Origin of the sequence: Arthrobacter sulfonylureivorans (genome assembly GCF_022637435.1) — a bacterium.
GTDB lineage: Bacteria > Actinomycetota > Actinomycetes > Actinomycetales > Micrococcaceae > Crystallibacter > Crystallibacter sulfonylureivorans.
The window spans coordinates 354,043-379,309 of the sequence record NZ_CP093326.1; the positions used below are offsets into that span (position 1 = coordinate 354,043).

General features: G+C 66.5%; 25 protein-coding genes. 13 read left to right on the forward strand and 12 right to left on the reverse strand.

Annotated features, from left to right (window positions below; genetic code table 11):
* Positions 1–21: 21 nt before the first annotated feature.
* Positions 22–1,026 (forward strand): EamA family transporter, encoded by a 1,005-nt coding sequence (locus MNQ99_RS01710; protein ID WP_241914214.1) that lies wholly within the window; start codon positions 22–24, stop codon positions 1,024–1,026.
* Between the two features lie 9 nt (positions 1,027–1,035).
* On the opposite strand, the gene MNQ99_RS01715 is transcribed toward MNQ99_RS01710, so the two are convergent.
* A complete protein-coding gene (locus MNQ99_RS01715) occupies positions 1,036–3,786 on the reverse strand; it encodes a PEP/pyruvate-binding domain-containing protein (protein ID WP_338423108.1) in 2,751 nt (916 codons plus the stop codon).
* Positions 3,787–3,992: 206 nt separating this feature from the next.
* A complete protein-coding gene (locus MNQ99_RS01720) occupies positions 3,993–4,670 on the reverse strand; it encodes an NADPH-dependent F420 reductase (RefSeq protein ID WP_241914216.1) in 678 nt (225 codons plus the stop codon).
* 276 nt (positions 4,671–4,946) lie between these two features.
* On the opposite strand from MNQ99_RS01720, the gene MNQ99_RS01725 reads away from it, so the two are divergent.
* From MNQ99_RS01725 to MNQ99_RS01735, 3 genes are all read left to right on the forward strand, one after another.
* Positions 4,947–6,302 carry an MFS transporter gene (locus MNQ99_RS01725; RefSeq protein WP_241914217.1) on the forward strand — a complete coding sequence of 452 codons (1,356 nt, stop codon included), beginning with the start codon at positions 4,947–4,949 and terminating at the stop codon, positions 6,300–6,302.
* Between the two features lie 177 nt (positions 6,303–6,479).
* The gene (locus MNQ99_RS01730; RefSeq protein ID WP_127512194.1) at positions 6,480–7,196 is read left to right on the forward strand and encodes a ZIP family metal transporter; all 717 of its coding nucleotides are present in this window, start codon (positions 6,480–6,482) and stop codon (positions 7,194–7,196) included.
* An 88-nt stretch (positions 7,197–7,284) separates the two neighbouring features.
* Complete coding sequence (locus tag MNQ99_RS01735) at positions 7,285–7,560, forward strand: DUF2277 domain-containing protein (RefSeq protein WP_241914218.1); 276 nt, start codon at positions 7,285–7,287, stop codon at positions 7,558–7,560.
* Here the strand turns inward: MNQ99_RS01735 and MNQ99_RS01740 are convergent.
* From MNQ99_RS01740 to MNQ99_RS01760, 5 genes are all read right to left on the reverse strand, one after another.
* Positions 7,557–8,141, reverse strand: coding sequence for a helix-turn-helix domain-containing protein (locus MNQ99_RS01740; RefSeq protein WP_241914219.1), 585 nt, complete (start codon positions 8,139–8,141; stop codon positions 7,557–7,559). The two genes, MNQ99_RS01735 and MNQ99_RS01740, sit on opposite strands and share 4 nt — an antisense overlap.
* A 221-nt stretch (positions 8,142–8,362) precedes the next feature.
* The gene (locus tag MNQ99_RS01745) at positions 8,363–10,816 is read right to left on the reverse strand and encodes a heavy metal translocating P-type ATPase (RefSeq protein WP_241914220.1); all 2,454 of its coding nucleotides are present in this window, start codon (positions 10,814–10,816) and stop codon (positions 8,363–8,365) included.
* A 110-nt stretch (positions 10,817–10,926) separates the two neighbouring features.
* Positions 10,927–11,151: a heavy-metal-associated domain-containing protein gene (locus MNQ99_RS01750; RefSeq protein WP_127512198.1), complete on the reverse strand. Its 225-nt coding sequence runs from the start codon at positions 11,149–11,151 to the stop codon at positions 10,927–10,929.
* A 39-nt stretch (positions 11,152–11,190) separates the two neighbouring features.
* Positions 11,191–11,541 (reverse strand): metal-sensitive transcriptional regulator, encoded by a 351-nt coding sequence (locus MNQ99_RS01755; RefSeq protein WP_241914221.1) that lies wholly within the window; start codon positions 11,539–11,541, stop codon positions 11,191–11,193.
* A gap of 198 nt (positions 11,542–11,739) precedes the next feature.
* Positions 11,740–13,245, reverse strand: a complete 1,506-nt coding sequence (locus MNQ99_RS01760) for an MFS transporter (protein WP_241914222.1) — start codon at positions 13,243–13,245, stop codon at positions 11,740–11,742.
* Positions 13,246–13,365: 120 nt separating this feature from the next.
* Between MNQ99_RS01760 and MNQ99_RS01765 the strand changes: the two genes are divergently transcribed.
* Positions 13,366–13,905: a TetR/AcrR family transcriptional regulator gene (locus MNQ99_RS01765; protein ID WP_241914223.1), complete on the forward strand. Its 540-nt coding sequence runs from the start codon at positions 13,366–13,368 to the stop codon at positions 13,903–13,905.
* 87 nt (positions 13,906–13,992) lie between these two features.
* Positions 13,993–14,448: a DUF4190 domain-containing protein gene (locus MNQ99_RS01770; protein ID WP_241914224.1), complete on the forward strand. Its 456-nt coding sequence runs from the start codon at positions 13,993–13,995 to the stop codon at positions 14,446–14,448.
* Positions 14,449–14,588: 140 nt separating this feature from the next.
* Here the strand turns inward: MNQ99_RS01770 and MNQ99_RS01775 are convergent, their stop codons facing one another.
* Positions 14,589–15,491, reverse strand: a complete 903-nt coding sequence (locus MNQ99_RS01775) for a sugar nucleotide-binding protein (RefSeq protein ID WP_338423109.1) — start codon at positions 15,489–15,491, stop codon at positions 14,589–14,591.
* A gap of 281 nt (positions 15,492–15,772) precedes the next feature.
* Between MNQ99_RS01775 and MNQ99_RS01780 the strand changes: the two genes are divergently transcribed.
* Complete coding sequence (locus MNQ99_RS01780) at positions 15,773–16,543, forward strand: DUF4386 domain-containing protein (RefSeq protein WP_241914225.1); 771 nt, start codon at positions 15,773–15,775, stop codon at positions 16,541–16,543.
* A gap of 127 nt (positions 16,544–16,670) precedes the next feature.
* Positions 16,671–17,897 (forward strand): ISL3 family transposase, encoded by a 1,227-nt coding sequence (locus MNQ99_RS01785; RefSeq protein WP_422387513.1) that lies wholly within the window; start codon positions 16,671–16,673, stop codon positions 17,895–17,897.
* Positions 17,898–17,950: 53 nt separating this feature from the next.
* Here the strand turns inward: MNQ99_RS01785 and MNQ99_RS01790 are convergent, their stop codons facing one another.
* On the reverse strand, positions 17,951–18,727 hold the full coding sequence (locus tag MNQ99_RS01790; RefSeq protein WP_127512208.1) for a type 1 glutamine amidotransferase domain-containing protein: 777 nt from the start codon (positions 18,725–18,727) through the stop codon (positions 17,951–17,953).
* Positions 18,728–19,249: 522 nt separating this feature from the next.
* Here MNQ99_RS01790 and MNQ99_RS01800 point away from each other — a divergent pair.
* The gene (locus tag MNQ99_RS01800) at positions 19,250–20,551 is read left to right on the forward strand and encodes an MFS transporter (RefSeq protein ID WP_241915234.1); all 1,302 of its coding nucleotides are present in this window, start codon (positions 19,250–19,252) and stop codon (positions 20,549–20,551) included.
* Positions 20,552–20,568: 17 nt separating this feature from the next.
* Here the strand turns inward: MNQ99_RS01800 and trxB are convergent, their stop codons facing one another.
* Positions 20,569–21,546 carry a thioredoxin-disulfide reductase gene (gene trxB, locus MNQ99_RS01805; RefSeq protein WP_241914226.1) on the reverse strand — a complete coding sequence of 326 codons (978 nt, stop codon included), beginning with the start codon at positions 21,544–21,546 and terminating at the stop codon, positions 20,569–20,571.
* Between the two features lie 28 nt (positions 21,547–21,574).
* Complete coding sequence (locus MNQ99_RS01810) at positions 21,575–22,015, reverse strand: arsenate-mycothiol transferase ArsC (RefSeq protein WP_241914227.1); 441 nt, start codon at positions 22,013–22,015, stop codon at positions 21,575–21,577.
* 114 nt (positions 22,016–22,129) lie between these two features.
* On the opposite strand from MNQ99_RS01810, the gene MNQ99_RS01815 reads away from it, so the two are divergent.
* A complete protein-coding gene (locus tag MNQ99_RS01815) occupies positions 22,130–22,552 on the forward strand; it encodes an arsenate-mycothiol transferase ArsC (RefSeq protein WP_241914228.1) in 423 nt (140 codons plus the stop codon).
* A gap of 62 nt (positions 22,553–22,614) precedes the next feature.
* Here MNQ99_RS01815 and MNQ99_RS01820 read toward each other — a convergent pair whose 3' ends face one another.
* Complete coding sequence (locus MNQ99_RS01820) at positions 22,615–23,070, reverse strand: VOC family protein (RefSeq protein WP_241914229.1); 456 nt, start codon at positions 23,068–23,070, stop codon at positions 22,615–22,617.
* A 213-nt stretch (positions 23,071–23,283) separates the two neighbouring features.
* On the opposite strand from MNQ99_RS01820, the gene MNQ99_RS01825 reads away from it, so the two are divergent.
* The 3 genes from MNQ99_RS01825 to MNQ99_RS01835 all read left to right on the forward strand — a co-directional run bounded on the left by MNQ99_RS01825 (position 23,284) and on the right by MNQ99_RS01835 (position 25,249).
* Positions 23,284–23,487 (forward strand): hypothetical protein, encoded by a 204-nt coding sequence (locus MNQ99_RS01825; protein ID WP_127512213.1) that lies wholly within the window; start codon positions 23,284–23,286, stop codon positions 23,485–23,487.
* A 108-nt stretch (positions 23,488–23,595) separates the two neighbouring features.
* On the forward strand, positions 23,596–24,018 hold the full coding sequence (locus MNQ99_RS01830) for a universal stress protein (protein ID WP_127512214.1): 423 nt from the start codon (positions 23,596–23,598) through the stop codon (positions 24,016–24,018).
* Between the two features lie 64 nt (positions 24,019–24,082).
* A complete protein-coding gene (locus MNQ99_RS01835) occupies positions 24,083–25,249 on the forward strand; it encodes an aminotransferase class I/II-fold pyridoxal phosphate-dependent enzyme (protein ID WP_241915235.1) in 1,167 nt (388 codons plus the stop codon).
* Positions 25,250–25,267 lie beyond the last annotated feature (18 nt).

Below are 25,267 nucleotides of genomic sequence, written 5' to 3' on the forward strand. Positions count from 1 at the left end.
CACATCCCTGAAGGACCACCCATGGCTTCCACCACCGCCGAGCAGCGCACCCAGACAGCCCTGCCACGCCCCGGCTCCGCCGCGGCCGGCGTCGGCATTGCCTTGGCGTCCTCCGCGGTCTTCGGGCTCTCGGGATCTTTTGCCAAGGCCCTGCTGGAATCCGGCTGGACACCCGCCTCCGCGGTGGCCGTGCGCATGGTGGCCGCGGCGCTGGTGTTGTCCCTGCCCGCCGCGATCATGCTGCGCGGCCGGTGGCACCAGCTGCAGAAGAACTGGAAGACCATTGTGCTCTTCGGATTGATCGGTGTGGCCGGCTGCCAGCTGTTCTATTTCAACGCCGTGGCCACCCTGTCCGTGGGTGTCGCGCTGCTGCTGGAGTTCCTGGCGCCGGTGCTGATTGTCCTCTGGCTCTGGCTGACCAGCCGCCGCATGCCCCGCCCGGCAACTATCGCCGGAACCGTGCTGGCGGTGGCCGGGCTGATGCTGGTCCTCGATGTGTTCGGGCCGGTGAAGCTTGATTTGGCCGGCGTCCTCTGGGGACTCGGCGCGGCAGTCTGCCTGGTGGTCTACTTCTTCATCACCGCCAAGCAGAACGATTCGCTGCCCCCGCTGGTGCTGGCCGCCGGCGGCCTGCTGGTGGGCGGTGCCGCCATTGTGGTCCTGGGTGCGGTGCAGATCTTGCCGATGGCCTTCAGCACTGCCGATGTGCAGCTGGCCGGCTGGAATACCCAGTGGTGGGTGCCGCTCGCCGGGCTGGTGCTGCTGTCCACGGTGCTGTCCTATGTCACCGGCATCATGGCCGCACGGGCGCTCGGCTCCAAGGTGGCTTCCTTCGTCTCGCTGACCGAGGTGCTGTTCGCCGTGATCTGGGCCTGGCTGCTGCTGGGCGAGCTCCCCGCCATCATCCAGCTGCTCGGCGGTGCCCTGATCGTGGGCGGCGTCATCCTGGTCCGCTCCGACGAGCTGCGCGGCCCCAAGCTCGCGAGGCGACGTCGGCAGCCTGCACCACGGGTGAACGGGCACTGAAGCGCCAAGTCATGCTTCCACGACGATCGTTCCCGCGGCGCCGTCCACGGAAAGGGTGTCACCGGTTCTGATTCGGGTGGTTGCATCGGGTACTCCGACGACGGCGGGTATTCCGTACTCGCGGGCGACGACGGCTCCGTGGGAAATGGGCCCGCCCATTTCCATTACCAGTGCTCCGGCGGTCATGAATAGGGGTGTCCATCCCGGGTCCGTCGACGGGGCAACGAGGATTTCGCCGGGTTCCAGTCGCGCGCTCACCGGGTCCAGGATGACTCTGGCCTTGCCTGTCACCGTGCCGGCGGAGGCCGGCGCCCCGACCAGGGTTCCCGGGCTCAGCTGCCCGTCCGCGGGCGATACCGCGCGGGTTTGCGCAGCCATCGCGGCTTCGACGTCGGTTCCGTCGGAAAGCAGTAGCCGGGGGATGTGCCTGCGCCGCATTTCGCGCTGGTAGTTTCGGCGGCGTTCGGCGATGGGTCCGCGCAGGTCCGCGCCGCGCAGACCCACGCGGGCTTCGGTGAAGTCGAGGAAGAAGATGTCGTCGGGGGCCGTGATGCGGCCGGCATCGGCGAGTTCCTTGCCCACCAGTTGAAGCTGCTGGCGGAGGGCAGCGAGGGTGGCGATAAGTCGGAACTTGGGTGACTCGCGCATGCCGGCGGTGGCGCGTGCGCGTCGGAGGCTGTGCGCCACGATCCTTCCCCGCAGTCTGGACCTGCCGCGGGCCCGCGCGGCCAGCTCGGCTGCTTTGGCTTCGGCCGTTTCTGCGGCTCGCTTGAATAGCCGGTCCGGCGCGAGCTCCGGGTCCGTCAGTTTCAAATAGTTGGCCAAGACGTTGATGATATGGGCCGGGTCCTCGGACCATCGGGGGATGCCGAGGTCAATCTCGGCCACGGAGCGGTGACCATAGGTGGCGAGGAAAGCGCGCAGTTCGTTCTGGCAGACGGCGGGCAGCGCGCCCTCACGATAGCGGCGGGCCAGTAACTGGGGGTCTTCCTCCGTGAGTGTACGGACCGACTGAGCGTCCTCGCGGATCACACTGGCGGTGCGCCAGAGGTCCAGATCCATCTGAGTGGTCACATTGTGCGGTAAGCCCCGCAGCACCGTCTGCAGGTCGCCGGTCTGCGCCAGCCGGCCCAGCGCCAAACGGGCCAGGCCCAGCCAAATGTACCCGGCAGCGGGCGGCGGCAATTCGCGTACCAGGACGGAGGTGACGTCTTTGCCGAGGACGCGCTCTACGAAGTCCAGCCGCCGGGCACTGGAGGCTGGCTCCTGCAGCACCAGCATTCGTTCGAACTCGTTGCGCGACCCCTTTGCCCGTGCCATCGCTGCGGCGGGGTTGGCCATCGCACGCAGGACCTGGGGAAGCAGGCGCAGTTGCGGGAAGGCGCGGAAGGTTGTCTTCAGCGACGCCGATCGGGACTCCCTGATGAGCGAGAACCGGGGGTCGGCCGCCAGGTGCCTCAACACGTCCACGGACCTGGCATCCGCCGCTTTCATCAAGCGCAGTATGCCGCTGCGGCCGCCCTTGCTGCGCACTAGCGGGGTGACGTCGAGATAAATGCGCATTCCGACTTGGGCAAACCGGTAGACAGCCTCGCCGTAGCTTGTCCACGCGGCCCGGTTGCTGCTCGCGATCATGTCGAAGGATGCCATGCCCATGGGCGTCATCGGCCGGGTCAGCCCTTGCAGCAGGCTGACACACAGATAGGCGCGGGCACCGTCGTCGCGGTCGTATGGCTCGGGCAGCGGATACAGCGTGGTGATCGGACGGGATTGCACCACCCGCACTTCGCCGTCCGGTTCGATGGCCCACTCCAGATCCTGCGGCTCGCCAAAGTGTTCCTCTGCGAGGGCGCCGAGCCTGTAAAGGTCTTGAACCTGCTCGTCGGTCAGGCACGCCTGCTGCAGGCCGTCCTGCAGCTGCAGACGCCGGGTGGCGCCACCGGGGGTGGCCCGGATTTCGATGCGTTTGTCCCCGAACCTGCGCTCAAGGATTTCACCGGTAGCTGCATCGACCCTGAACTGGTCCGGGTTCACGGCCCCGCTGACCAGTGCCTCGCCGAGTCCGGGCGCCGCATCGACCACGGTCTCCTGGCGCCGTCCGGTCAGCGGGTTGGCCGTGAACAACACCCCGGACACGGCGGCATCGACCATTTTCTGAACAACGACGGCGATGCCGACAGAGTCCTGGGCAATCCCGTGGTCCGCACGGTAGGCCACCGCCCGTTCCGTCCACAGGGAGACCCAGCATCCGCGGACCGCGGCCAGGAGCGCGTCCGGTCCGATGACGTTGAGATAAGAGGTCAGCTGGCCGGCGAAGCTGGCTTCAGGCAGGTCCTCTGCCGTGGAGGAGGACCGCACAGCCACCGGAGTGTCCTCGCCCAGACGGGTGTAGGCGGCAAGGATGGCTTCGGCGATGTCCTCGGGTATCGGGGTGGCTTCGAGCCTGGTGCGTATCTGCTCCGCGAACCCGGCCAGGTCCGGTTCCCCCGGATTGGACGCCGTCTGTCCGGTTTCCGCGCCCGGCCTGTCGGCAGACGCCTGCAGCGCCTCAACTGCCGGGCCCAGCCCTGCAGCGGCCGCTGCCTGCCGGTAGGCAGCGGTGCGGACGCAGAAGCCGTCCGGGATGGGGAATCCTGCAGCCAGGAGCACACCGAGGTTGGCGGCCTTGCCCCCGACCTCTGGCAACATGCCCGCATCCACGTCGGCCAGATCGATGACGATGCCGACTGGACGTGGTGCAACCTGCTCTGCGCTATCCATCATTGACCCCATCACCAGACGGGCAAAGCATTATTCATGCGACTCTAAGGCCAGCTCCTGCAAGAATTCAACAGGCCGCGAGGGGCGGGACCAGAGGGGGGCCGAAGTTGATCCTCGCAGGCGGAACGGCCGGGGCTTCTGGCGGAAACGCACAAGGTCGAGAGAAGTCGGTTGATCTGCCGGTCCGGCACGCTGACCTTCAGAGGTCAGCGGACAATCTTGAAGTTGAATTGGGGCGTCCCGAGCGCGGAATAGAGGCGGAGCCAGACTGGCAGGAGCATTTCGACTCCACGGGCGGTTTTGATGTCGCCGAGGTCGATGACGTCCTGATGACCGAAGTCCTTCAGGAGCCCGGTGACTGTGTTCTTGGCGTCGGCGTCGTTGCCGGAAACGAAGACCGTGCCGGGGTCGGAAAGCAGTCCTGGGCGGGCTTGGAGGTCGGCTGTGAGGGTGTTGAGAGCCTTCACCACGCGCGCCGCGGGGAAGGCCCGCTGGATCTGCTCGCCGAGGGAGTCAGTGTCCTTGACCAAGAGGGTCGGCGGTATTCCGTGACTGAAGTCCAAGGGGTTGGCGATGTCGAGGATGACTTTGCCGTCGAGGTTTTCCGCGCCGGCCTGGGCCAGGGCGTCCAGGGAGGCGCCGCCGTTGGTTGCGTTGACGATCAGCTCGGCGCCGGCTGCGGCGTCGGCGAATCGGGCAACATCGATGCCGGGGTTGTCGGCGGCCCAGGCAGCCAAGGGCGGAGTGCCCATGGCGTCTGCCGCGGTCCGGGACAGCGTAGTTTCAGGATCGCGGGTTCCGATGGTGACGGTGTGGCCGAGCTCGGCTAGGCGTGCTGCGATGGTCCGGCCGACCCTGCCGGTTCCGAGGACTGCTGTTTTCATGATGTTCTCCTGTTCAGTTCGGGGTTGCCCCGGTTGAATCTGGACGCCTTCACCACTCACTGTGCTCCTCCCGCGGGAGGCAGGCCAGCCCGGACGATAAAGCCAGGGGCAGGAGCTGTAACCCCCGCCACGAGAGCTTGCTCACATATCTATGGCGTGTGGCACAGGGCGGGGTCGCGCAGGTCATATAGTTGATGGCTCAACGAACTTACCGGACGTTCAGTTAGACACGCGGCCGCTCGCAGCGGCCGCGCCAGCAACAAGTTAGGCCCAGCTATGGATATCAAGGCCCGCATCGAGGCGGCTCCGATGAAGCGCACGCAGGTTGGCGTCATCGCCATCTGTATGGCGCTGTACATGATCGACGGTTTCGACGTCCTGGTGATGGCGTTCAGCGCCAACGCCGTGATGGAGGACTGGGGCCTGAGCGCCAGCCAGCTGGGCGTGCTGCTGAGCTCCGCGCTGATCGGCATGGCGATTGGATCCATCTTCGTGTCCAGCGTCGCGGACGTGATTGGCCGGCAGAAAACCCTGGTGATCGGTGCGGCCATCGTCGCGGTGGGCATGCTGGTCTCCGCCTTTGCACCCGGCTACGCAGTGCTGGTGGTGCTGCGCTTCATCACCGGCCTGGCCGTGGGTACCTTGCAGGCGACCGCCAACGTCTTGGCGTCCGAGTTCTCCAACGCCAAGCGGCGCTCCACCGCGCTGGCCCTGGTCAGCATCGGCCAGCCGATCGGCGGTGTGCTGGGCGGCATGGCCACCGGCGCGTTGATCACCGCGTTCGGCTGGCGCTCCGCCTTCCTCTTCGGCGCCGTTATCACCGTGGTCATGATTCCGTTCATCATGAAGGCCGTCCCCGAGTCGGTGGACTTCCTGCTGGTGCGCCGCCCGGAGAATGCCCTGCAGCGCATCAACAAGGTGCTGCGCCGGATCGACCAGCCAGTGGTCGCCGAGCTGCCCGAGCTGCCGGAGGCCCCGGCCAAGAGGAAGTCCCGCTTTGCGGATGTGCTGACCGGCGTCAACGCCCGCCGCACCATCCTGATCTCGCTGGCGTACTTCATCCTGATGGCCAGCTTCTACTTCGCCAACTCCTGGACCCCCAAGCTGGTCACCGCCAGCGGCTTCAGCCAGCAGGACGGCATCACCGCCGGCGTGCTCTTCAGCGTCGGCGCGATCATCGGCGCCGTCGTGCTGGGCGCCTTCGGCGCCCGCTTCCCGATGCGCAAGGTCCTCGCGGTGTTCTTCGTGATCGGCGGCCTGACCTTCGGCGCGTTCTCGCTCTCCACCGGATCGCTGGCCGGCGCGCTGTTCGCCGCCGCCCTGGTGGGCTTCGGCTCCAACGCCCCGATCGCCGGCATGCTGGCCATCAGCCCCACCTACTACACCTCCGAGGTGCGCGGCACCGCACTGGGCCTGGTCATCGGCATGGGCCGCATCGGCGCGATCGCGTCGCCAATCATCGCCGGCGCTCTGATGGACGGCGGCTGGCAGCCCACCGACCTCTACTTCCTGTTCATCATCCCGATGCTGATCGGCGCCGTGGTGATCTCGATGCTGGGCAAGCCGGTGCTGGCATCGGTCGCACCGAAGAGCGAAACGGCCCGCGAGCAGGAGCCGGCCGGCAAGCGCTAGCCACCTGCGGTCCTCTCTCAGAACCCCATAACGACGGCGGGGCTCGGCACACTGCCGAGCCCCGCCGTCGTACTGTGCGCAGGTGCCTGCCACCTGCGTAGCCCTTGCCATCCCCTGACCGGTTCGGGGATGATGCCTAGGCGCGGTGCTTTAGCGCCTAAGCCGAAAGGGACGCCGATGCTGCAGGCATTTGGCTGGGGCCTGCTTGCTGGCTCCTCCTACTTCCTGGGCGGATTGTTTGCCCTGCGGTGGCGGATCAACAGCGTGCTGCTCGGTGTGCTGACGGGCCTCGGCGCCGGCGCCCTGTTATCGGCCGTCGCCTACAAGCTCATCGACGAAGCCGGCCGGCTGGCCGGCGGGAGCGGTTTCGTCGGAGCCGGGCTGGTCGGCGGTGCGGTGGCGACGTCGTGGGTGGTGAACGGGGCCAGACGGGACACGCGGCTGTCCGCGCCACCGCTCCACGAGCCCCGGTTCCTGGTGATCGGGCTGTCCGTGGTCGCCGAATCCATCATCATTTCCGGTGGCTTGGTCAGTGGCTACGGCATCAGCGCCGCTATGCTTGCCGCGGTCTTCCTCTGCGGCGTGCCCGAGGCCATGGCGGACACCGGACCGCTGCGCAAGGCCGGCCTGACCCGCCGCCACGTCATGACCGCCTGGATCACCATGACGATCCTCTGCGGCCTATCCGTGGCCGTGTTCACGTTGCTGCTCACGCTCGTGCCTCCGCAGGTGGTTGCCTTCGTGCTCGCCTTTGCCGGCGGCGGCGTCCTGACGAACGTGACGGTCCGGATGGTGCCGGAGGGCATCCGGGACGCCGGCGCTGCCACCGGCATCGCGATCGCCGTAGGTTTCGGTCTCTCGTTCGCCCTCGTGGAGATCGTCGGCGCGCACTGAGGCAGCGGTGTGAAGGGGTGGTGCGATGCCGCGGCGGTGGAGCAGACTAGAACCAGCCAGCATCCACGACGCACACCGGAGGCCTGCCATGTGCCGGAATATCCGCCAGCTCCACAATTTCGAACCCGCGGCGACGAATGCCGAAATCGAGGCTGCCGCGCTGCAGTACGTGCGCAAGGTCAGCGGCAGCAACAAGCCGTCGAAGGCCAACGAGGAAGCGTTCAATCAGGCGGTGCACGAAATCGCGCACATCACCGCGCACCTGCTCGACGACCTGGTGACGGTGGCGCCGCCGAAGAACCGCGAGGAAGAAGCAGCCAAGGCCCGTGCCCGCGCGGCCGTGCGCTACGGCACGGCCGTCTAGCCCGGACCTTGGAGCGTGTAGGGGGCCTTGGTGAAGACGTTGTCGCCGATGACCTTTTTCCGCTTGTCGAATTTGGCGGTGAGTTCGCGGCTTTCAACGAACTCCCTGCTGACGTTGACCAAGAGGTGCCGGTCGCCCAGATCCACCACGTAGTAGCCGGAGAGGTCACGCAGCGAGTCGGCCGCGTTGAGCGTGCCCGGCTGGACCACGAAGTCGACGATCGATTCCCACGTAGTGAGTTTTCTACGCCGGGTCAGCGGGTGGATGACCTCGGCGCTCGGGTACTTGGCACGCACCGCGGCATCGAACGTGCCGCGTTCCTTGCCTGACTTCTTGTACTGGGTAATGTCGATTGGCTCGCGGATGATCTGCGCAGAGAACTCGTGGCCATCGCGCAGCAGGTAGTCGACACTGACATCGAACAGGGCCGACAGCGCCTTGAGGTTCGCTACATCCGGGATGCCCTTGTTGTTCTCCCACTTGGTGATCGCCTGGCGGGAGACACACAGTTTCTGCGCGAGCTCTTCTTGGGAGAGCCCTGCCTTCTTCCGGGCGGCCCTGAGTTTTTCTCCAAGCGTCATCTGTGGCTCCGTTACGGTTGGGTGAGCGGGGTTTTCTCAACATTAGCCAGCGGGACGGCAGCGAAGCCCCAACTTGTCATCCACTCCGGCTCTACTCTTCGTGGCGGGAACCCACGGGGATGACGCCACGCTGCGTGGCCGACGTTTGCGCAGGTCAGGGCGGGATTCGCCAGAGTCCGAAGCGGAGGGGAAGCCGGTCAAAGCGGCGGCAGTCCCACCGCCTACCGGCCGAAGCGGCGCAGCCGCAGCGAGTTGGCCACCACCAGCACCGAACTGGCGGCCATCGCGGCGCCGGCGATCATCGGGTTGAGCAGGCCGAAGGCCGCCACCGGGATGCCCAGCGTGTTGTAGGCGAAGGCCCAGAACAGGTTGGACTTGATGGTGGAGAGTGTCTTGCGGCTCAGCTCGATGGACTGCACCACCTGGACCAGATCGCTGCCCATCACGGTCAGGTCGGCGGCCTCGATCGCCACGTCGGTGCCGGCGCCCATGGCGATGCCCAGGTCGGCCTGGGCCAGCGCGGCGGCGTCGTTCACGCCGTCGCCCACCATGGCCACGGTCTTGCCCTCAGCCTGCAGCCGCTTGATGGCGGCTACCTTGTCCTCCGGGAGCACGTCCGCGAAGACGTCCTGGGGTGCGATGCCGACTTCGGCCGCCACCTCGGCTGCGACGGCGGCGTTGTCGCCGGTGAGCAGGATGGGGTGCAGTCCGAGTTCCTTGAACCGGGCGATCGCAGCTGCCGAGTGCTCCTTGACGGTGTCCTGGAGGTTGACGATCCCGGCGACCGTTCCATCCACGGCGACCCACACCGCTGTAGAACCGGCCTGTTGCTGCTCCAGCAGAATCCGGCGGTGGTCGGCGGAGAGGGCAATGGCGTTTTCGTCCATCCAGTTATTGCGGCCAACCACCACCGTGCTGGTGCTGCCATCAGGTTCGGTGATGGTGCCGCGGACGCCGCCGCCCGCCGTGCTGTGGAAGTTGGAAAGGGCCGGTAGCTCAGGGTCGGTTTTGCTGCCCGAGGCGCCGGTGCCGCCGTCGACCGGTGTTGCCGTGCGCGCGGCCACATCCCGGGCCGCCTCCACGATGGCCAGGGCGATCGGGTGCTCCGAGCCGGCCTCTACAGCGCCGGCCAGCAGCAGGACCTGATCTTCGCTGCGGTCCGCCAGCGCCACGACGCCCTCGACGGCCTGCCGGCCGGTGGTCACGGTGCCGGTCTTGTCCAGCACGATGGTGTCCACGTGACGGGTGTCTTCGAGGATCTGCGGGCCCTTGATCAGGATGCCCAGCTGCGATGCCCGGCCGGTGCCGGTCAGCAGCGCGGTGGGCGTGGCGAGCCCGAGGGCACACGGGCAGGCAATGACCAGCACGGTCACGGCTGCGGTGAACGCCGCCTGCAGGTCGCCGGTGAAGACCATCCAGAGGATGAAAGTGATGATGGCGATGACCAGCACAATCGGGACGAAGACGGAGCTGATCCGGTCCGCCAGCCGGGCGATCGGGGCCTTGCCCGCCTGGGCTTGGCTGACCAGCCGGCCCATCTGGGCGAGTGTGGTGTCCGAGCCGACCCGGGTGGCGCGGACCAGCAGCCGGCCGGAGGTGTTGATGGTCGCGCCGGTGACGGTGTCGTCCACGTCCACCTCGACCGGAACGGATTCACCGGTCAGCAACGAGGTGTCGACGGCGGAGTGACCGTCCACCACATAGCCGTCGGTGGGGATTTTCTCGCCCGGCCGGACCACCATGATGTCGCCGGGGAGCAGATCGGCGGCCGCTACCTTCACCTCGGTGCCGTCCCTCAGCACGGTGGCGTCCTTCGCGCCCAGGTTGAGCAGGGACTTCAGTGCGTCGCCGGCCCTCTGCTTGGCATTGGCTTCCAGATACCGGCCCAGCAGTAGGAAAGTGACTACGACGACGGCAACTTCGAAGTAGAGCGCGTGCGCGGCCATGTTGCCTTGCACGTGTTCGGTCAGCATCGGATCCATGAACAGCTGCCAGGCGGAGAAGAAGAAGGCAGCCAGCACGCCAAGCGACACCAGCGTGTCCATGGTGGAGGCCAAATGTCGGGCGTTAATCGCCGCCGCGCGGTGGAAAGGCCAGGCCGCCCAGAACACCACCGGGATGCTGAGCGCGAAGGCCACCCAGCCCCAGTGCGGGAACTGCGCGCCGGGAATCATCGAGATGACAAAAACCGGGACGGTGAGGATGGCGGCCGTCCACAGGCGCGGCCGCAGCTCGTCGGCGGTGCCGCCGTGCGCCATGTGGTCCTCGTGCTCGCCGTGCTCTCCGGCCCCGGCGTGGCCTTCCGCCTGCTCGGCCAGATGGTCCTGCCCGGAGTGGCCGGCTGGGTGATCCGTTGCAGCGTGCCCACCGTGACCGGTTCCGTCATGCCCTTGTGCCGGCGCGTGGCCGGAACCCGGCTGCTGCTTCACCCGCGCCTTGTAGCCGGTAGCGTTCACCGCCTCCAGCAACTGCTGATCGGTGACACCGTGCGGGACGTTGACCACGGCGGATTCCAGCGGCAGGTTCACGCTCGCCTCGACTCCCTCGATCCTGCCGAGCTTACGCTCCACGCGGTTCACGCAGGAGGCGCAGGTCATACCGTCGATCGCCAGTTCTACGGACCTGGCCGGAGCCGGGTCGACTACAGGGTCCTGGGCAGCGGGATGGGAGGCCATCAGCTGGTCATCTCGATTCTCGGTGGGCGGGCCGCGGGTGGACGCGGCGCATTAGGTGGTTGGCAGATAAAGGTGACTGACAGCGGCGGGAGGCAACGCCGTCGTACGCGTTAAGCGATGTTTGCGACGACGGTGTAGCCGGCTTCGGCGACTGCTTCGCCGATCTGTTCGGGGTCCAGTTGGGCGTCGGAGTTGACGGTGGCGGTGGATATGCCGCCCTTGTTCAGGTTGATCCTGACGTCGTGGACCCCGGCGAGGGCCTTGAGTTCTTCGGTGACGGCGTCCACGCAGTGGCTGCAGGTCATGCCGTCGATGCTGATGGTGGTGGTGCTCATAGAAATCTCCTGGGGGTGAGCGTTCGGGGGAGGGCGGCGTCAGCGCAGCAGTCGACCGATGGCATCCGAGGCTTCCTTGACCTTGTCCTGCACGATCCGCGGATCGCCGCTGAGCTCGGATTCCTTGGCGGCACCGACCACACAGTGTTGAATGTGGTCTTCGAGCAGGCCGACGCTCACCGCATGCAGGGCCTTGTTGACGGCGGCCACCTGGGTGAGGATGTCGATGCAGTACTTGTCCTCTTCCACCATGCGGGCGATGCCGCGGACCTGGCCTTCCACGCGCTTCAGTCGGCGCAGGTAGGCGTCCTTGTCCGAGGTGTAGGCGTGGCCGATGTGCTCGTCGGCGGCGGCAGGGTCAGTGACGCTGGGCAGGGAGGTGTGGTTCATGGCTTCCTCATTCCGGGGACTACACGACCAAGTTATACCCCCTAGGGGTATGACGCAAGGGTTTGTGACGGATGCCATGGCGGGGCGGAGCCGACGGCGGTGTCGCCGCCGGGGGATGGGGGTGACGGGCCAGCGTCCGCCCGGCCATCCGGGGTGCCCGGCCGTCCGGGGCGCCCGGCCGTCCGGGCGCCCGCGGGCTTACTGGTGCTGCGGCGTGCGCAGTGTCCGGAAGGCCAGCCAGGCGGAGGCCACCATCAGGGCGGCGGCCAGTCCGGCGGTAACGGTAACGCCGCTGTCGAAGGCGTGGACTGCGGAATCGAGCAAGGCGGCCGCGGTGCGTTCCGGCAACTGCTCCGCGACGGTGATGGCGCCGCCCAGGGTCTCGCCGGCGGCGTGCTGCTGCTCCGGGGTCAGGCCGGAGGGCAGGTCGATGTGCTGCCGGTACGCGCCGACCAGGATGCTGCCGAGCACTGCGGTACCAAAAACCGAGCCTACTTCGTAGGCGGTCTCCGACACGGCGGAGGCTGCACCGGCCTTGGCCACCGGAACGCTGGAGAGGATCAGGTCGTTCGAGAGCGTTTCCGAAGCGCCGACGCCCGCGCCGAGCAGTGCGAACGCAGCCATCAAGGTCATTGCCGATGCGTCCGGGGTGGAGGCCGCCAGCCAGTACGCCGCCGCGGACAGCAGCAGGGCCCCGGCTACCACCAGGTGCGGTGAGATCCGTCGGACCAGCGGCACCGCTAGCAATCCGGCGATGATGGTGACCACCAGGCCGGGCAGCAGTACCAGGCCAGCCCGCAGCGGGCTGAGCCCGAGGACCAGCTGGAGGTGCTGGGAGACGAAGTACAGGAAGCCCACCAGGGAGAAGACGGCCAGGAGGTTTACCAGCACGGCGCCGGTGAACGGGCGGTAGCGGAACAGCCGGACATCCAGCATGGGATTCGAGCGCTGCAGCTGGCGGCGGACAAACGCCCAGCCGGCCAGGACGCCGACGGCTGCGGCTGCCACGATGGCAGGCAGATCTCCGCCGGCGGCCAACTGTTTGATGGCGAACACCACCGGCAAGAGCGCGGCGACCGAAAGCAGGATGCTGGCCACGTCCACCGGTCCCGGCTCAGGGTCGCGGGACTCTGGCACAAACATCGGTGTCAGCACCAGCATCGGCAGCAGCATGGGAACCGCCAGCAGGAAGACCGAACCCCACCAGAAGTGCTCCAGCAGTACGCCGCCCAGCAGCGGGCCCAGTGCGGCGCCGGCCGAGAATCCGGCGGCCCAAATGGCCACCGCCAGGCGCCGCTGGGTCCGGTCAGTGAAGATGTTCCGGATCAGGGACAGCGTGGCCGGCATGAGCATGGCCCCGAAGATGCCTAGCCCGGCGCGGGCGGCAACCAGCAGTTCGGCGCTCGGCGAGAAGGCGGCTAAGGCGGAGAGCGCGGCGAAGCCTGCGGCGCCGATCATCAGCATCCTGCGACGGCCGAAGCGGTCGCCCAGGCTGCCCATCGCCACCAGCAGGCCGGCGAGCACCAGCGGGTAGATGTCGATGATCCACAGGAGCGTGGTGCCGCTGGTGCTGAAGGCCAGCGAGATGGCCGGCACGGCAAAGCTCAGCACGGTGTTGTCGACGGCGACCAGCAGGACCGGCAGCATCAACACGGCCAGGGCAGTCCATTCCTTGCGGCCGGCGCGCTGGGTGACGGTAAGCATGGTGCATCTTTCGGAGACAGGTGTTTGGGTGATCCTTCAACTATACCGTCTGGACGGTACATGAGCAAGGCGGCTGCGGAATGCCCGCGCAGCGGAAGAACTGCGTCCTAGGATGGGTGGATGGCCAGTGCGAAAGACCGGATCCTCGACAACTTCGAGGACATCCTGATCAAAGAGGGCGAGCGAGCCGCCACCATGGATGCCGTCGCGGCGGCAGCCGGAGTCTCCAAAGGCGGGCTGCTCTACCACTTCCCCTCCAAGGAGGCGATGGTTCAGGGGCTGTGCGACCGGCTCGCTGAACTGTCGGCCGCGGACGCGGAGCGGATCAGCAGTGCGCCGGAGGGCGCGGCCCGCTACTACGTGCGCACCTCCAACTACGTCGACTCACCCTTGGACCGCGCGATCGTAGCCCTGGCCCGACTGGTCCAGCAGGGCCATCCCGCCGCGGCCAGCACGTTTGCGCGGATCCAGGAACTCTGGCTGGACACGTTGGAGCTGGCCCTGGGCAGCCGGCCGGTGGCACAGGCCGTGAAGCTGATCGGCGACGGCCTGTACTTCAGTGCAACGTTCTTTTCGCCGGATGCGCAGCAGAACCAAATGGCCGACGGCGAGATGGAAGCCCTGCTGCAACAGGTCGACGCGTTGGTGGGGCGGGGCTGATTCGTGCCCTCGTTTTGGGCTTAGCTGGTTTCGTGGGTAAGGATGAATCGTATAATCACGCACCGCACCGCACGATGAGAGGAACCCATGTCCACCCCTAACGGCCCCGGGGAATACCCCGAACCCACCACGTCCGGACAGCCGCAGACGCCGCAGGGCGCCTACCCCTCCTACCCGCAGGCGGGTCCGGGCCAGCAGGCCTATCCGCAGCAGAACGCCCCATACGGCTACCCGGGGCAGCCCGCTCCCGGACAGCCCGTTCCCGGCAAGACCATGGGAATTGTCGGCTTTATCCTGTCGCTGCTCGGTCCGCTGACCGTGGCCGGCCTGATCGTCAGCATCATCGGCATGGTTCAGTCCAAGCGTGCCAACGCCAAGAACGGGTTCGCACTGGCCGGCATCATCATCGGTGCCGTCGGCACCGTTCTGCTGATCCTGTTCACCATCATCACGATCGCAGGCATCGCCTACATGGTGGAGGTCTGTGGCGACCTGGGACCGGGCACCCACTTCGTTGATGGCGTCACCTACACCTGCAGCTGACCTTCCCAGCCTCTTGGCCAGGAGCCGGTGTGACCCCTTCCCGGGGACGCACCGGCTCCTGGTTTCGGATCAGGCGGGACACGCTCCGTTGGCCAGCTCGCCTCAAGAGCACATGACTTCATGAGTTGCCGTGCGCTCTTTCAGGTTTGGGGGGATGTTTGCTCGTTGCGTGTGGCAATGACGTGGTCGTACCCTGCTTCGAACGTTGGATACTGCAAGGTTCCAAGTAACGAGAGGAGCAGTGCGCCGCTGAGGATGGTCCCGCTGGCCACGTCAGGCTGGATCCTCGGGGGTGGTTGGAGTCCCAGCCGCTGCGCGATGTAAGTGACGACCTCACCCAGCGTCGCGGGGGTCTGATCGACGGCGTGGAGGATAGGTGGCGGATTCTCAACGAACAGCAGTGTTTGCAGGGTGCGGACGAGATCGGTCTCATGGATGCGGTTCGTGCGCCTCGCGTACTGGACCGGGGCGCCATCGATGACTTTCCTCAGCAGCATCTCCCGCCCGGGCCCGTAGATCCCTGCAGGCCTGACGATATGCGCGCCGAAGAGCTCAGACGCGAGAAGCTCTCCGTCACGAAGCGTCCTACCTCGTGGAGTCAGCGGGGCGGGCGTATCCACTTCTGTGAGCGCCCGGTGGTCTGTCCGCCCTTCGAAGACCCGGGTGGAGGAGACGAACACTACTCGTCGCGGCCTACTCGGCAGTGCCGTGGCGAGGTTCCTGAGCGCGGCGAGGTAGCCATTAGACCGGTCCGCGGCCTCTTGAATATCGGGAGTCAGGGTGATCACCATCGCATCCACTCTCGGCAATTCACGCTGGACCGGTTCCCGGAGGTCCACAGGCAGGGCAGAGAATGCGCCAGGCAGGCCTGCCGTGTTGCGGCGGAGCGCGAACACCTCCGCCCCGGCACTTAAAAGGCGTTCACCCAGGCGCGTACCCAGCTTCCCGCAACCGACGAGCAGGACCCGTCCAGGCGCTTCTTGCACCGTTCCAGTTGGGTCGGGCATGTTCGACAATCCAGGGTCTCCTCCCGCTCGCGGCATCCGGAGGGCCCCAACGGTTCCTCCAACTCATCTAGGAGTATTCTCTCGCGGGCCATGCGGTCGCCGTCATCTGACAACGGAGTCTACTTCGAGTTCAACCGCGACAAGATCATAGGCAACTGCATGAACCGCGAGCAGCGAGGAGACCGGACCCCGGAGGTGCTTGCTGGATTTGCATGTGATCAGCGCTCGCCTCCTTCTTGACAGCCTTCAGCGCGGCGTCCAGTATTTTCAGCGTGCTCCCGTTGCCGGGCGTGCAGAATTCGAGGCCCGCTATGGATATGCGCTCACCTGATTCAGACGTCGGCCTTCAGCGGGTCACTGGCGCATTGTTCGTCGTCAGTGCCCTTGCGTTCGCCGCTGCGGCCACAATCCTGTCGGTGACATTTGACTGGCCGGACATCTTGCGGGAACCGGCAAGCGTTGTCCTGCCCGCCTTCTCAGCCGGCGTGCCCGGGCTGATCTGGATCTGGTTTGCGACAGCATGGGCATACGGGCTCCTGGCAGTGCCGATTCTGCTGTTGCCCGCGGCGCTCGGACTCCGCGACGATCCGGTCATACGGGTTGCTACTTATGCGGGAGCGGCTTCGGTATTGCTCTCTCTCATCGGATTCCTGCGCTGGGTGTTCGTGGTTCCACCCCTGGCCCGTTCCTACGTCACAGGTGATGCCACAGCCCGGGCGGCCGTCGACGCTGCCTGGACAGCGCAGCACCAGTTCGGCGGGGCGCTGTTGGGAGAGCATCTGGGCCAATTATTCGTTATCGGCTGGTCGGTCACGCTTAGCCTGATCATCCTGCGCGCAGGAATCCTTCCGCGCTGGCTCGGCGCCGTCGGGCTCCTTGTCAGCATCATCTACTTTTTGAATCAGGGCGACATTCTTGCCACTGCCGTCCCCGGTTTCCCCGTCTGGGACCTGGCCGGCCTGCTCGGCAGCACCGGCTGGGGGTTATGGATCACGGCCCTTGGCGTCAGCATCCTGATCCGCTCCGCACGCCGGCGGGGCGGGCAGGTCACCGCGTTTGCCGATGTCCCGCCCGGTTCCGCCCCCTAAGAATTCCCGCCGCCATCGAGCGGCAAAGAACACTGCTCCCCCTAAGTTGCACGAATTAACCTTCGTTCAGTTCGCGCAATTGAAAGACGAGCCCGCGATCCTGCTCGCCCTCAAACCTGCTCCCGATCTGGTAATCGCCATGATCGAGGAAGCAGGATTCCGAGCAGGACGCCGTGTGCTGGTGGAGCCGTTGGAGCGGGAAGGGGCATGCCCGTCGTGCGGCGTGTTTTCTTCCGTGGTGCATTCGCGCCCGGTGCACCGTGTCCGGGACGTTCAGTGCGGCGGCGGAGCATTGGAGGTGCTGGTCCGCAAGCGCCGGCTGGTCTGCCGTGAACAGCAGTGTTCACGCCGTTCATTTGTGCAGACCACAGAGCAGCTGCCGCTGCGGGCCCGGGTCACAACCCGTCTGGTTGAGGACATTGTCGATGCTCTGGCCGCCGAGTTGCGGGCGGTCTCCCGGGTGGCTTCCCAGGCAGGTGTCTCTTGGACGACCGCGATGCGCATCGTCTCCGGCACCGCTGCGCTGGAAGGAAACGTAGACCGGCGCCTGGTACGCCGGCTCGGGGTCGATGAACACCGCTTCCGCACCGTCCGCTACCTCAAGGACCACGATGGCAAAGTCATCCGGGTCGAGCCGTGGTCGATCGTGTTCACCGATCTTGACACCGGGGCGATCCTCGACATTGTCGACGGTCGGCGCGGCCAGGCCGTCAGAGACTGGATCGGAGCCCGGCCACGCTGGTGGCGCAAGCGCATCGAAATGGTGGCCATGGACATGTCCAGCGAGTTTCGCCGGGCGGTGCGGACGGTCCTGCCGAAAGCGCTGATCACCGTCGATCATTGGCACGTGGTAGCGCGGGCAAACCAGATGATCACCGACGTGCGTCGGCGCCGCTCCCACGACCTACACGGACGTCGCGGCAGGGCCAGCGATCCGGCATGGAAATACCGGAAACTGCTCACCTGCAATCAGGAACGGATGTCCCTGGCCCAGCGCGGGCGGCTAAAGGAAATCATCGCCGCCGGCATCGAACTAGGAGTCGTCTGGGGCATCAAGGAACACGTCCGCCAACTGCTGCGCACCCGCACCATCAACGACTTCCAGCGGGCGTGGGCAGCGCTGGAGCACGCGGTGAAGGCCACGAAAATGCGCGAGGCGAAGTCACTGTTCGCCACCTTGAAAATGTGGCGCCGCGAGCTGCTCACGTTCTGCCGCAGCCGCGTGACGAACGCCCGCAGCGAGGCAGCCAATCTGACCGCCAAGAACCTCAAACGAATCGGGCGCGGGTACAGAAACCATGGCCATTACCGGCTCCGGTTATTGTTGTACACGGCGGCCAAACAAGCATGCTGAACACCTGCAACCACGCTAAAAGTGGAAGAGCCAGTTTCAGTGCGCTGTTGGTGTCAGTGCTCTGCTTCTTCGGCAGCCTTCTTGGCGTTTTTCTGGGCGTCCTTTTCGGCGCGCAGAGTCTCCGTCTCGTGCTGTTCCTCGGCTTTTTCATGGTGGATGACCTCTGCGAAGAGCTTCTCCATCTCCTTGGCCACGCCGGCGGCTGAAGCCGGGTTCTGGCCGGTTACTAGCCGTTCGTCAACCACCACCTTTTCCTCAAAGACATCAGAGGAGACGTGGGTGGCGCCCTGTTCCTCAAGTCGGTCTGCCAAAAAGAACGGGATGACCTTGTCTTTCCCTGCGGCAACCTCCTCGTCGTTGGTGAAGGCAGCAATCTTCCGGCCCTCGACGAGGCGAAGCCCGTTCTCCAATTCCACGTTCAGCAGGCCGGCCGGTCCGTGGCAGACCGCGCCCACCAAACCGCCGGCGTTGTAGACGCTGGCCACCAGATTCTGCAAGGCTTCGCTCTCCGGGAAGTCCCACATGGTGCCGTGGCCGCCCACGAGGAAGACGGCGTCGTACTGGTCGGGATCGACGACGTCGACGCGGGCAGTGTTGTAGAGACCGGCGCGCGTGGTCTCGTCCTTCGTGAAGGCGACCTGGATGGGATCTTCTGAGTCCACCTCGTCGCGCGGGGGCTGGCCGCCCTGAATGGACGCGAAGTCGACGAAATGCCCGGAATCCTTGAAGACCTTCCAGGGATGTGCAGCTTCGGCCACGTTGTAGCCGGTCTTCTCTCCGGTATCGCCGATTTTGGAAACGCTGGTCAGTACCATGAGGATTTTCTTCATGAAGTGCTCCTATCGTTTGAATTCCACCCTACGCCTAGCCCAAATTCAGGTCCTCCCTCCCCGCTTCGTTCGTTGAGCGATGCGGTAAATCGTGCTGCGGGCGATGTTGAACAGTTAGGTGATCTCGGTAGTGGTGTGTTGTCCTCCCATGTATAGGGAGTCGAGGTGGGCGCTTCCTGACTCTTGGAGAGTTCGGGCTGCTTGCCGCTGAGCCGGCCTTTTGCCTTGGCGGCCTTGCCTTCCCAAGTGCGGGCGCGAATGAGGTCGAATTCGAATTCGGCAGCCATTCCCGACCGGCAGGACCTGTGTCGTCACTCGACGGTAGTCAGTAGACTGGGGCGCATGACCGAGGAGGAACCGGTCCAGCCCCGGGCCGCAGCGGCGTACGACGGCGGCGCGGGCCTCCCAGCGGACCCGGCGGCAGGGCAGGCGTCGGTCGAGGATGGCGCCGCAATAAGCCTGGCCGAGCCGGACGCAGTCGATACGACCTTGCGCAGCCCTGCGCAGCGATCCCGCACGTTCATGGGGATCCTAGTGAACACGGCATTGGCCAACATCACCACCAGCTACCTGTGGTTCGCCCTGACGTTCTGGGTGTACCTGGAGACGCGCAACGTGATCGCCACCGGCGTGATCGGCGGGGCGTACATGCTGCTGATAGCGCTTTCCAGCATCAGCTTCGGCACCTTCGTGGACCGCTACCGCAAGCTGGCGGTGATGCGCTTTGCGGCCGGCTTCACCCTGGTGATGTTCCTCTTGTCCGGGGTCATGTTCCTGCTGACATCCGAGACCTCGCTGGTGGACCTGACCCAGCCGTGGTTCTGGATTTTCGCCGTCATCATCCTGACCGGCGCGGTGGTGGAGAACATGCGCAACATCGCCCTGTCCACCACGGTCACCATCCTGATCGAGCCGGACCGGCGGGCCAATGCCAACGGGCTGGTGGGCATGGTGCAGGGGCTGATGTTCATCGTCACCTCGGTGCTCTCCGGCCTGTCTGTCGGGCTGCTCGGTATGGGCGGGACGATCGTCGTCGCGCTGGTGCTTACGGCGCTGGCCTTCGCGCACCTGCTCACCCTGCGCATGCCCGAGGAGGTGCGCGCGGCCGTCACTGACGCGCACGGCGGATTCGACCTGCGCGGCTCCATCGCGGCCGTGCTGGCCATTACCGGCCTGTTCGCGCTGATCCTGTTCTCCACGTTCAACAACTTCATCGGTGGCGTCTACATGGCACTGATGGATCCTTACGGTCTGGAGATGTTCCCCGTGGAGCTGTGGGGGACGTACTTCGCGCTCGGCGCCACCGGGTTCATCGTGGGCGGCTGGCTGATCAGCAAGTTCGGACTGGGGCGCAACCCGCTGCGGACCATGCTCATCGCGGTGGTCCTGATGGGTGTCCTCGGCGCGGTGTTCACGCTGCGGGAGTGGGCCTGGCTGTACATCGCCGGGATCTGGCTGTACCTGGTCCTGGTGCCGTTCGTGGAGGCGGCCGAACAGACGGTCATCCAGCAGGTAGTGCCCCTGCAGCGGCAGGGCCGGGTGTTCGGTTTTGCCATGGCGTTTGAGTCGGCGGCGGCACCGATCACCGCTTTCCTGATCGCGCCGATTGCCCAGGTATGGATCATCCCGTACGCCCGGTCCGCCGAGGGCGCCGCCCAGCTGGCCCCGCTGCTGGGCGAGGGCACGTCCCGCGGCATCGCCCTGGTGTTCCTAGCGGCGGGGATCTTTATGATCGTGGCCGCGCTGCTGGCTTTTCTGACCCCGGTCTACCGCCGCGTCTCGGCGACCTATGCGCGCTCGACAGAGGCCCCGGAAGCCTCATAGCCCAAGGACGCCTCGGATCAACCGTGCGTCTCGTCTTCCACCAGCGCGGTGGCGATGCTGTCCGAATCCTCGAGTGCGGCCAGGTAGCGTTCGGCGTCCAGGGCGGCGGAGCAGCCGGTGCCCGCGGCACTGACGGCCTGGCGGTAGCGGTGGTCCACCGCATCGCCGCAGGCAAATACCCCGCGGATGTTGGTCACGGTGGTGGGTGAATCCACCTTGATGTAGCCCGCGTCGTCGAGATCCACCTGTCCCTTGACCAGTTCGGTGCGCGGCAGGTGGCCGATGGCTACGAAGATGCCGGCGGCGGGCAGTTCGCGGGTCCGGCCGGTGGCGGTGTCCGCGAGAGTTACGCCGGTGACCTTGCTGTCTCCGTGGATCGCGGCGACCGCGCTGTTCCACTCGAAACGGATCTTGGGGTTGTCCTTGGCCCGCTGGGCCATGATCTTGGAAGCCCGCAAGGTGTCCCGACGGACGACGACGGTCACGGACTTTCCGAATCGGGTCAGGAAGAGCGCCTCTTCCATCGCCGAATCACCACCGCCGACGACGATAATGTCCTGTTCGCGGAAGAAAAACCCGTCGCAGGTGGCGCACCAGGACACGCCGTGGCCGGACAGCCGCTTTTCGTCCGGCATTCCGAGCTCCTTGTAGGCCGAGCCGGTGGCGAGGATGAGGGCCGGTGCCTGGTATTCGTCGCCGCCCATCGTGACCACGCTCTTGAAGTGACCCGAGAGCTCAACGGAGACAACGTCGTCGTACTCCACCGCTGCGCCGAATTTTTCCGCCTGCTTCCGGAGTTGCTCCATCAGATCCGGCCCCTGGATCCCGTCCGGGAAACCGGGGAAGTTTTCCACGTCCGTGGTGTTCATCAGCGCGCCGCCGGCGGTGACCGAGCCGGCCAGGACCCGCGGCGCCAGGCCGGCCCGCGCGGCGTAGATGGCCGCGGTGTAACCGGCCGGGCCGGAACCGACAATGATGAGCTTCTCGCTGTTCATCCTGAGCTCCTCCAGAGCGTGGGCAGGTCTACTGAGCGTCCGGGTGCAGGGCCGGCTGCAGCTCGGACATCAGTTGCTGCACGCGGTGCTTGATGTCGTCGCGGACCGCGCGGACACCGTCCGGATGCTGGCCGGCAGGGTCGTCCACATCCCAGTCTTCGTAGCGCCGGCCGGGAATCACCGGGCATTCGCCGCCGGAGCCCAAGGTCACCACCATCTGGGCGTTGTTGATCGACTCGACGGTCACTTCCGCCGGCCGCGCCGAGGACAGATCGATGCCGTCTTCCGCCATCGCCTCAACCACGGCGGAGTCCAGCCGTTTGGCGGGCCGGATTCCGGCCGAGCGCGCGTTGAGGGCGCCGTCGGCGAGCTGGGACAGGTAGGCGGCGGCCATGTGGGAGCGGCCGGCGTCGCGCACACTCACGAACAGGACAGTGGGACGGCTGGAGCCTGTGGTTGCGGCAGTCATGGCGGCCCTTCGCGTCGATCGGCTCCCGGCCACCGCTGCCGGCGCCGGCTGCTCCCTTTACTGTGCCAGAAGTTCGGGCAGACCCAAAGGGTTCGCCCGGAGATAATGGCAGGCATGAGGTACAAAGCCGAGAAGCCCAGCGTCCTGTTCGTCTGCTCCAGCAACAGCGGAAAATCGCCGATGGCCGCCGGACTGATGGAAGCCGCCGCGGCCGGCACGGTTGACGTCCACTCCTGTGGCACCAAGCCTGGTGAAACCGTCAACCCGGAGTCCGCGGCCTCCTTGGCGGAACTGGGCATCGACATCTCCAGCCAAGTCCCGACGGCGGTGACCGACGAAGCACAGCGAAGCGCCGACGTCGTGGTCATCTTGGGCAGCTACGCGCAGCTGGAGGAACTCCCCGGCACCCGTTATGAGCGCTGGGAGATCGAGGAACCGAGCCTGCGCGGGATCCACGGCGAGGAACGGATGCGCCTGGTCCGCGACCAGATCGCCGCCAAAGTGCGCGGCCTGCAGCAGGAACTGACCGGCCGCTAGCCCGGCTCTTGGCGCGCCGAAAGCGGCGGCCACCGTTAGGTCACCGGCCTGCGCGGGCGGAACTAGATGCCGGCGCCGCTGTCCGTGGCGGCGGCGTTTTCCTCCGCTACCCCCTGCAACGCCTCCGGCGACATGTGCATGATCTCCCAGACATGTCCGTCCGGGTCAGCAATGGCGGCCCCGTACATGCCAGGCATCTCTTCTTCGGCCGGCCGGTACGTGGTGCCGCCGCCGGACGTCGCGTTGGCCACGAACCGGTCCACTTCCTCGGTCGAGTCGGCGCTGAGGGCCACCAGTACTTCCTTGGCGTCCGAGCCGAGATGCGGGGTGCCGTTGCGCAGGAATTTGCCGAAATGCTCCCGGGTCAGCAGCATCACCATGATGGTGTCGGAGATGACCAGCGACGAGGCATCCGGCGAGGAGAATGCCGGATTCAGCGTGTAGCCCAGGCCGGTGTAGAAGTCGGTGGACTTCTTCAGGTCGCTGACGGGGAGGTTGATGAAAACCATGCGGTCCATGGGGGTCCTTCTCAAAAGACGGCCGCCGGATCTGTTGGCGGGCGGGTGGTTGCGGACGGTCTCCACCTTGGCATCCCGGCCGGTTCCCGCCAACGGCTATCGGCGGAGGTAGTGGTCCGCGGCGTCCGCCGGTCGACGCTTGACCGAACGTCCCTTGTCCGCTGGGGCCGACGGACCTACGGTGGAAGTACGGCGAGGCAGAGGATGCGTGAGATGGCGGAATTGCGGATTGAACAGTGGTGGCTGAAGCTGCCGACGGTGCACAAGCAGTGGTTCCGGGAGAACCTGAACGCCGACGTCGTGGATCCCGATGCGGCCGCTGCGGTCTACGAGGCCGGCGGGCCGGACCTGAAGGAGGCCACGCTGCCGGAAGAGGACTGGGAGTTTATCGAGACCCAGTCCGAGTTCGTTGACTGATAACGACGACGGCGGTCCGCCGTTTCCGGCGGATCGGCCCCGGGGCGGGTAAGTTGGTGTGAAACGGCCCACGTGGCCGCCAGACGACGTGCTCGAAGGGGTGGCCCGATGGCCGGCATCATCATCGTAGGAGTAGACGGCAGCGAAACCGCCATGAAGGCGGCGCGCACTGCGGCGAAGCTCGCCGCGTCCATGGGCGCCGAGCTCCGGGTGGTTACCGCCCATGAGTCCGATACGACCGAAGTCGTGGAGATCGGCAACGACAAGTGGTTCATCCACGAGTCGGAAAAGGCCGAGAAGGTGGCCCGCGACGTCGCGACGGAGCTGGGCGCGGAAGGGCTGCGGACCAGTTTCACAGCCGTGCTCGGCAAGCCCCAGGACGCGCTGGTGGCCGAGGCCGAACGGGTCAACGCCCGCCTGATCGTGGTGGGCAACGTCGGGATGCAGGGGCTGGGTCGGGTGCTCGGCAGCGTGGCCAGCTCGGTCACGCACAAGGCGTCCTGCGACGTGTACATCGCCAAGACCGCCTAGCGGGCGCCGGGACGTGAGTGAACTGCAGGTATCCGGCCGGGCCCAGGTTCCGCCGTTCCAGGTGATGAACATCCTGGACCGGGTGGCGCAGATGCGCGCCGCGGGCCGGGACGTGATCTCGCTGTGCGCCGGCGAGCCCTCGGGCGGCGCACCGCGGGCCGTGTCCGAGCAGGCCGCCCGGATCCATGCCTCCGGCTTGGCGTTGACCTACACCAGCGCGCTGGGCATCCACGAGCTGCGGACGGCGATCGCCGGGCACTACCGGCGCTGGTACGGGCTCGAGGTGGCGCCGGAGGAAGTGGCCGTGACCACCGGGTCATCCGGCGGCTTCCTGCTGGCGTTCCTTTCCGCGTTCAACGCGGGGGACCGGGTGGCGCTGGCACGGCCCGGTTACCCGGCCTACCGGAACATCCTGCGCGCGCTCGGCTGCGAGGTGGTGGAGATCGACTGCGGGCCCGAGGTCCGCTACCAGCCCACGCCGGAGCTGCTGGACGCTGCGGCTGCCGCCCAGGGGCCGCTGACGGGACTGGTGCTGGCCTCGCCCGCCAACCCCACCGGCACCATGGTGTCGCGCAGCGAACTGGCCGCACTCACCGCCTGGTGCGCCGAGCGCGGCGTCCGGCTGGTCAGCGACGAGATCTATCACGGCATCACCTACCCGGCCGACCCCGCGGAACCCGACGCCCGCGGAACCTGCGCCTGGGAACTGGACCGCACCGGCGTCGTTATTTCCTCATTTTCGAAGTACTGGGGGATGACGGGGTGGCGGCTGGGCTGGGCGCTGATGCCCGCCGACCTTGCCCCGGCGATCGAGGCGCTCGCCGGGAACGTGGCGCTGTGCCCGCCGGCGCCGGCCCAGCTGGCTGCGCTGGCGGCGTTCGGCGAGGAATCCTACGAGCAGGCCGATGCTGCGGTGGCCGCCTTCGCCGAGGTGCGCGCGGTGCTGCTGCAGAACCTTGACCGGCTGCAGTGGGGCACGGCGGCACCGGCCGACGGCGCGTTCTACCTGTACGCCGACCTCGGGGACCAGCTGAGCGGCTTCGCGGATTCGGCGGACTACTGCCGGGCGCTGCTGGAAGAAGAGGGCGTGGCACTGGTGCCCGGCGCCGATTTCGACGCGGTCAACGGCACCCGCTCCGTCCGGCTGTCCTTCGCCGCCGGCGCGGAAGCAGTGGCCGCAGCAGTGGAACGGATCATCCGGTTCCAGGAAAAGCGCGCCCGGAAGGGCTGATCTCCGGGAGGTCAGGCC

What these genes read in the sequence shown, in the direction of transcription:
- MNQ99_RS01710 (WP_241914214.1), top strand. Translation starts at nt 22, where the DNA reads ATGGCTTCCACCACCGCCGAGCAGCGCACCCAGACAGCCCTGCCACGC.
- MNQ99_RS01715 (WP_338423108.1), bottom strand. Translation starts at nt 3,786, where the DNA reads ATGGATAGCGCAGAGCAGGTTGCACCACGTCCAGTCGGCATCGTCATC.
- MNQ99_RS01720 (WP_241914216.1), bottom strand. Translation starts at nt 4,670, where the DNA reads ATGAAAACAGCAGTCCTCGGAACCGGCAGGGTCGGCCGGACCATCGCA.
- MNQ99_RS01725 (WP_241914217.1), top strand. Translation starts at nt 4,947, where the DNA reads ATGGATATCAAGGCCCGCATCGAGGCGGCTCCGATGAAGCGCACGCAG.
- MNQ99_RS01730 (WP_127512194.1), top strand. Translation starts at nt 6,480, where the DNA reads ATGCTGCAGGCATTTGGCTGGGGCCTGCTTGCTGGCTCCTCCTACTTC.
- MNQ99_RS01735 (WP_241914218.1), top strand. Translation starts at nt 7,285, where the DNA reads ATGTGCCGGAATATCCGCCAGCTCCACAATTTCGAACCCGCGGCGACG.
- MNQ99_RS01740 (WP_241914219.1), bottom strand. Translation starts at nt 8,141, where the DNA reads ATGACGCTTGGAGAAAAACTCAGGGCCGCCCGGAAGAAGGCAGGGCTC.
- MNQ99_RS01745 (WP_241914220.1), bottom strand. Translation starts at nt 10,816, where the DNA reads ATGGCCTCCCATCCCGCTGCCCAGGACCCTGTAGTCGACCCGGCTCCG.
- MNQ99_RS01750 (WP_127512198.1), bottom strand. Translation starts at nt 11,151, where the DNA reads ATGAGCACCACCACCATCAGCATCGACGGCATGACCTGCAGCCACTGC.
- MNQ99_RS01755 (WP_241914221.1), bottom strand. Translation starts at nt 11,541, where the DNA reads ATGAACCACACCTCCCTGCCCAGCGTCACTGACCCTGCCGCCGCCGAC.
- MNQ99_RS01760 (WP_241914222.1), bottom strand. Translation starts at nt 13,245, where the DNA reads ATGCTTACCGTCACCCAGCGCGCCGGCCGCAAGGAATGGACTGCCCTG.
- MNQ99_RS01765 (WP_241914223.1), top strand. Translation starts at nt 13,366, where the DNA reads ATGGCCAGTGCGAAAGACCGGATCCTCGACAACTTCGAGGACATCCTG.
- MNQ99_RS01770 (WP_241914224.1), top strand. Translation starts at nt 13,993, where the DNA reads ATGTCCACCCCTAACGGCCCCGGGGAATACCCCGAACCCACCACGTCC.
- MNQ99_RS01775 (WP_338423109.1), bottom strand. Translation starts at nt 15,491, where the DNA reads ATGCCGCGAGCGGGAGGAGACCCTGGATTGTCGAACATGCCCGACCCA.
- MNQ99_RS01780 (WP_241914225.1), top strand. Translation starts at nt 15,773, where the DNA reads ATGCGCTCACCTGATTCAGACGTCGGCCTTCAGCGGGTCACTGGCGCA.
- MNQ99_RS01790 (WP_127512208.1), bottom strand. Translation starts at nt 18,727, where the DNA reads ATGAAGAAAATCCTCATGGTACTGACCAGCGTTTCCAAAATCGGCGAT.
- MNQ99_RS01800 (WP_241915234.1), top strand. Translation starts at nt 19,250, where the DNA reads ATGGGGATCCTAGTGAACACGGCATTGGCCAACATCACCACCAGCTAC.
- trxB (WP_241914226.1), bottom strand. Translation starts at nt 21,546, where the DNA reads ATGAACAGCGAGAAGCTCATCATTGTCGGTTCCGGCCCGGCCGGTTAC.
- MNQ99_RS01810 (WP_241914227.1), bottom strand. Translation starts at nt 22,015, where the DNA reads ATGACTGCCGCAACCACAGGCTCCAGCCGTCCCACTGTCCTGTTCGTG.
- MNQ99_RS01815 (WP_241914228.1), top strand. Translation starts at nt 22,130, where the DNA reads ATGAGGTACAAAGCCGAGAAGCCCAGCGTCCTGTTCGTCTGCTCCAGC.
- MNQ99_RS01820 (WP_241914229.1), bottom strand. Translation starts at nt 23,070, where the DNA reads ATGGACCGCATGGTTTTCATCAACCTCCCCGTCAGCGACCTGAAGAAG.
- MNQ99_RS01825 (WP_127512213.1), top strand. Translation starts at nt 23,284, where the DNA reads ATGGCGGAATTGCGGATTGAACAGTGGTGGCTGAAGCTGCCGACGGTG.
- MNQ99_RS01830 (WP_127512214.1), top strand. Translation starts at nt 23,596, where the DNA reads ATGGCCGGCATCATCATCGTAGGAGTAGACGGCAGCGAAACCGCCATG.
- MNQ99_RS01835 (WP_241915235.1), top strand. Translation starts at nt 24,083, where the DNA reads ATGAACATCCTGGACCGGGTGGCGCAGATGCGCGCCGCGGGCCGGGAC.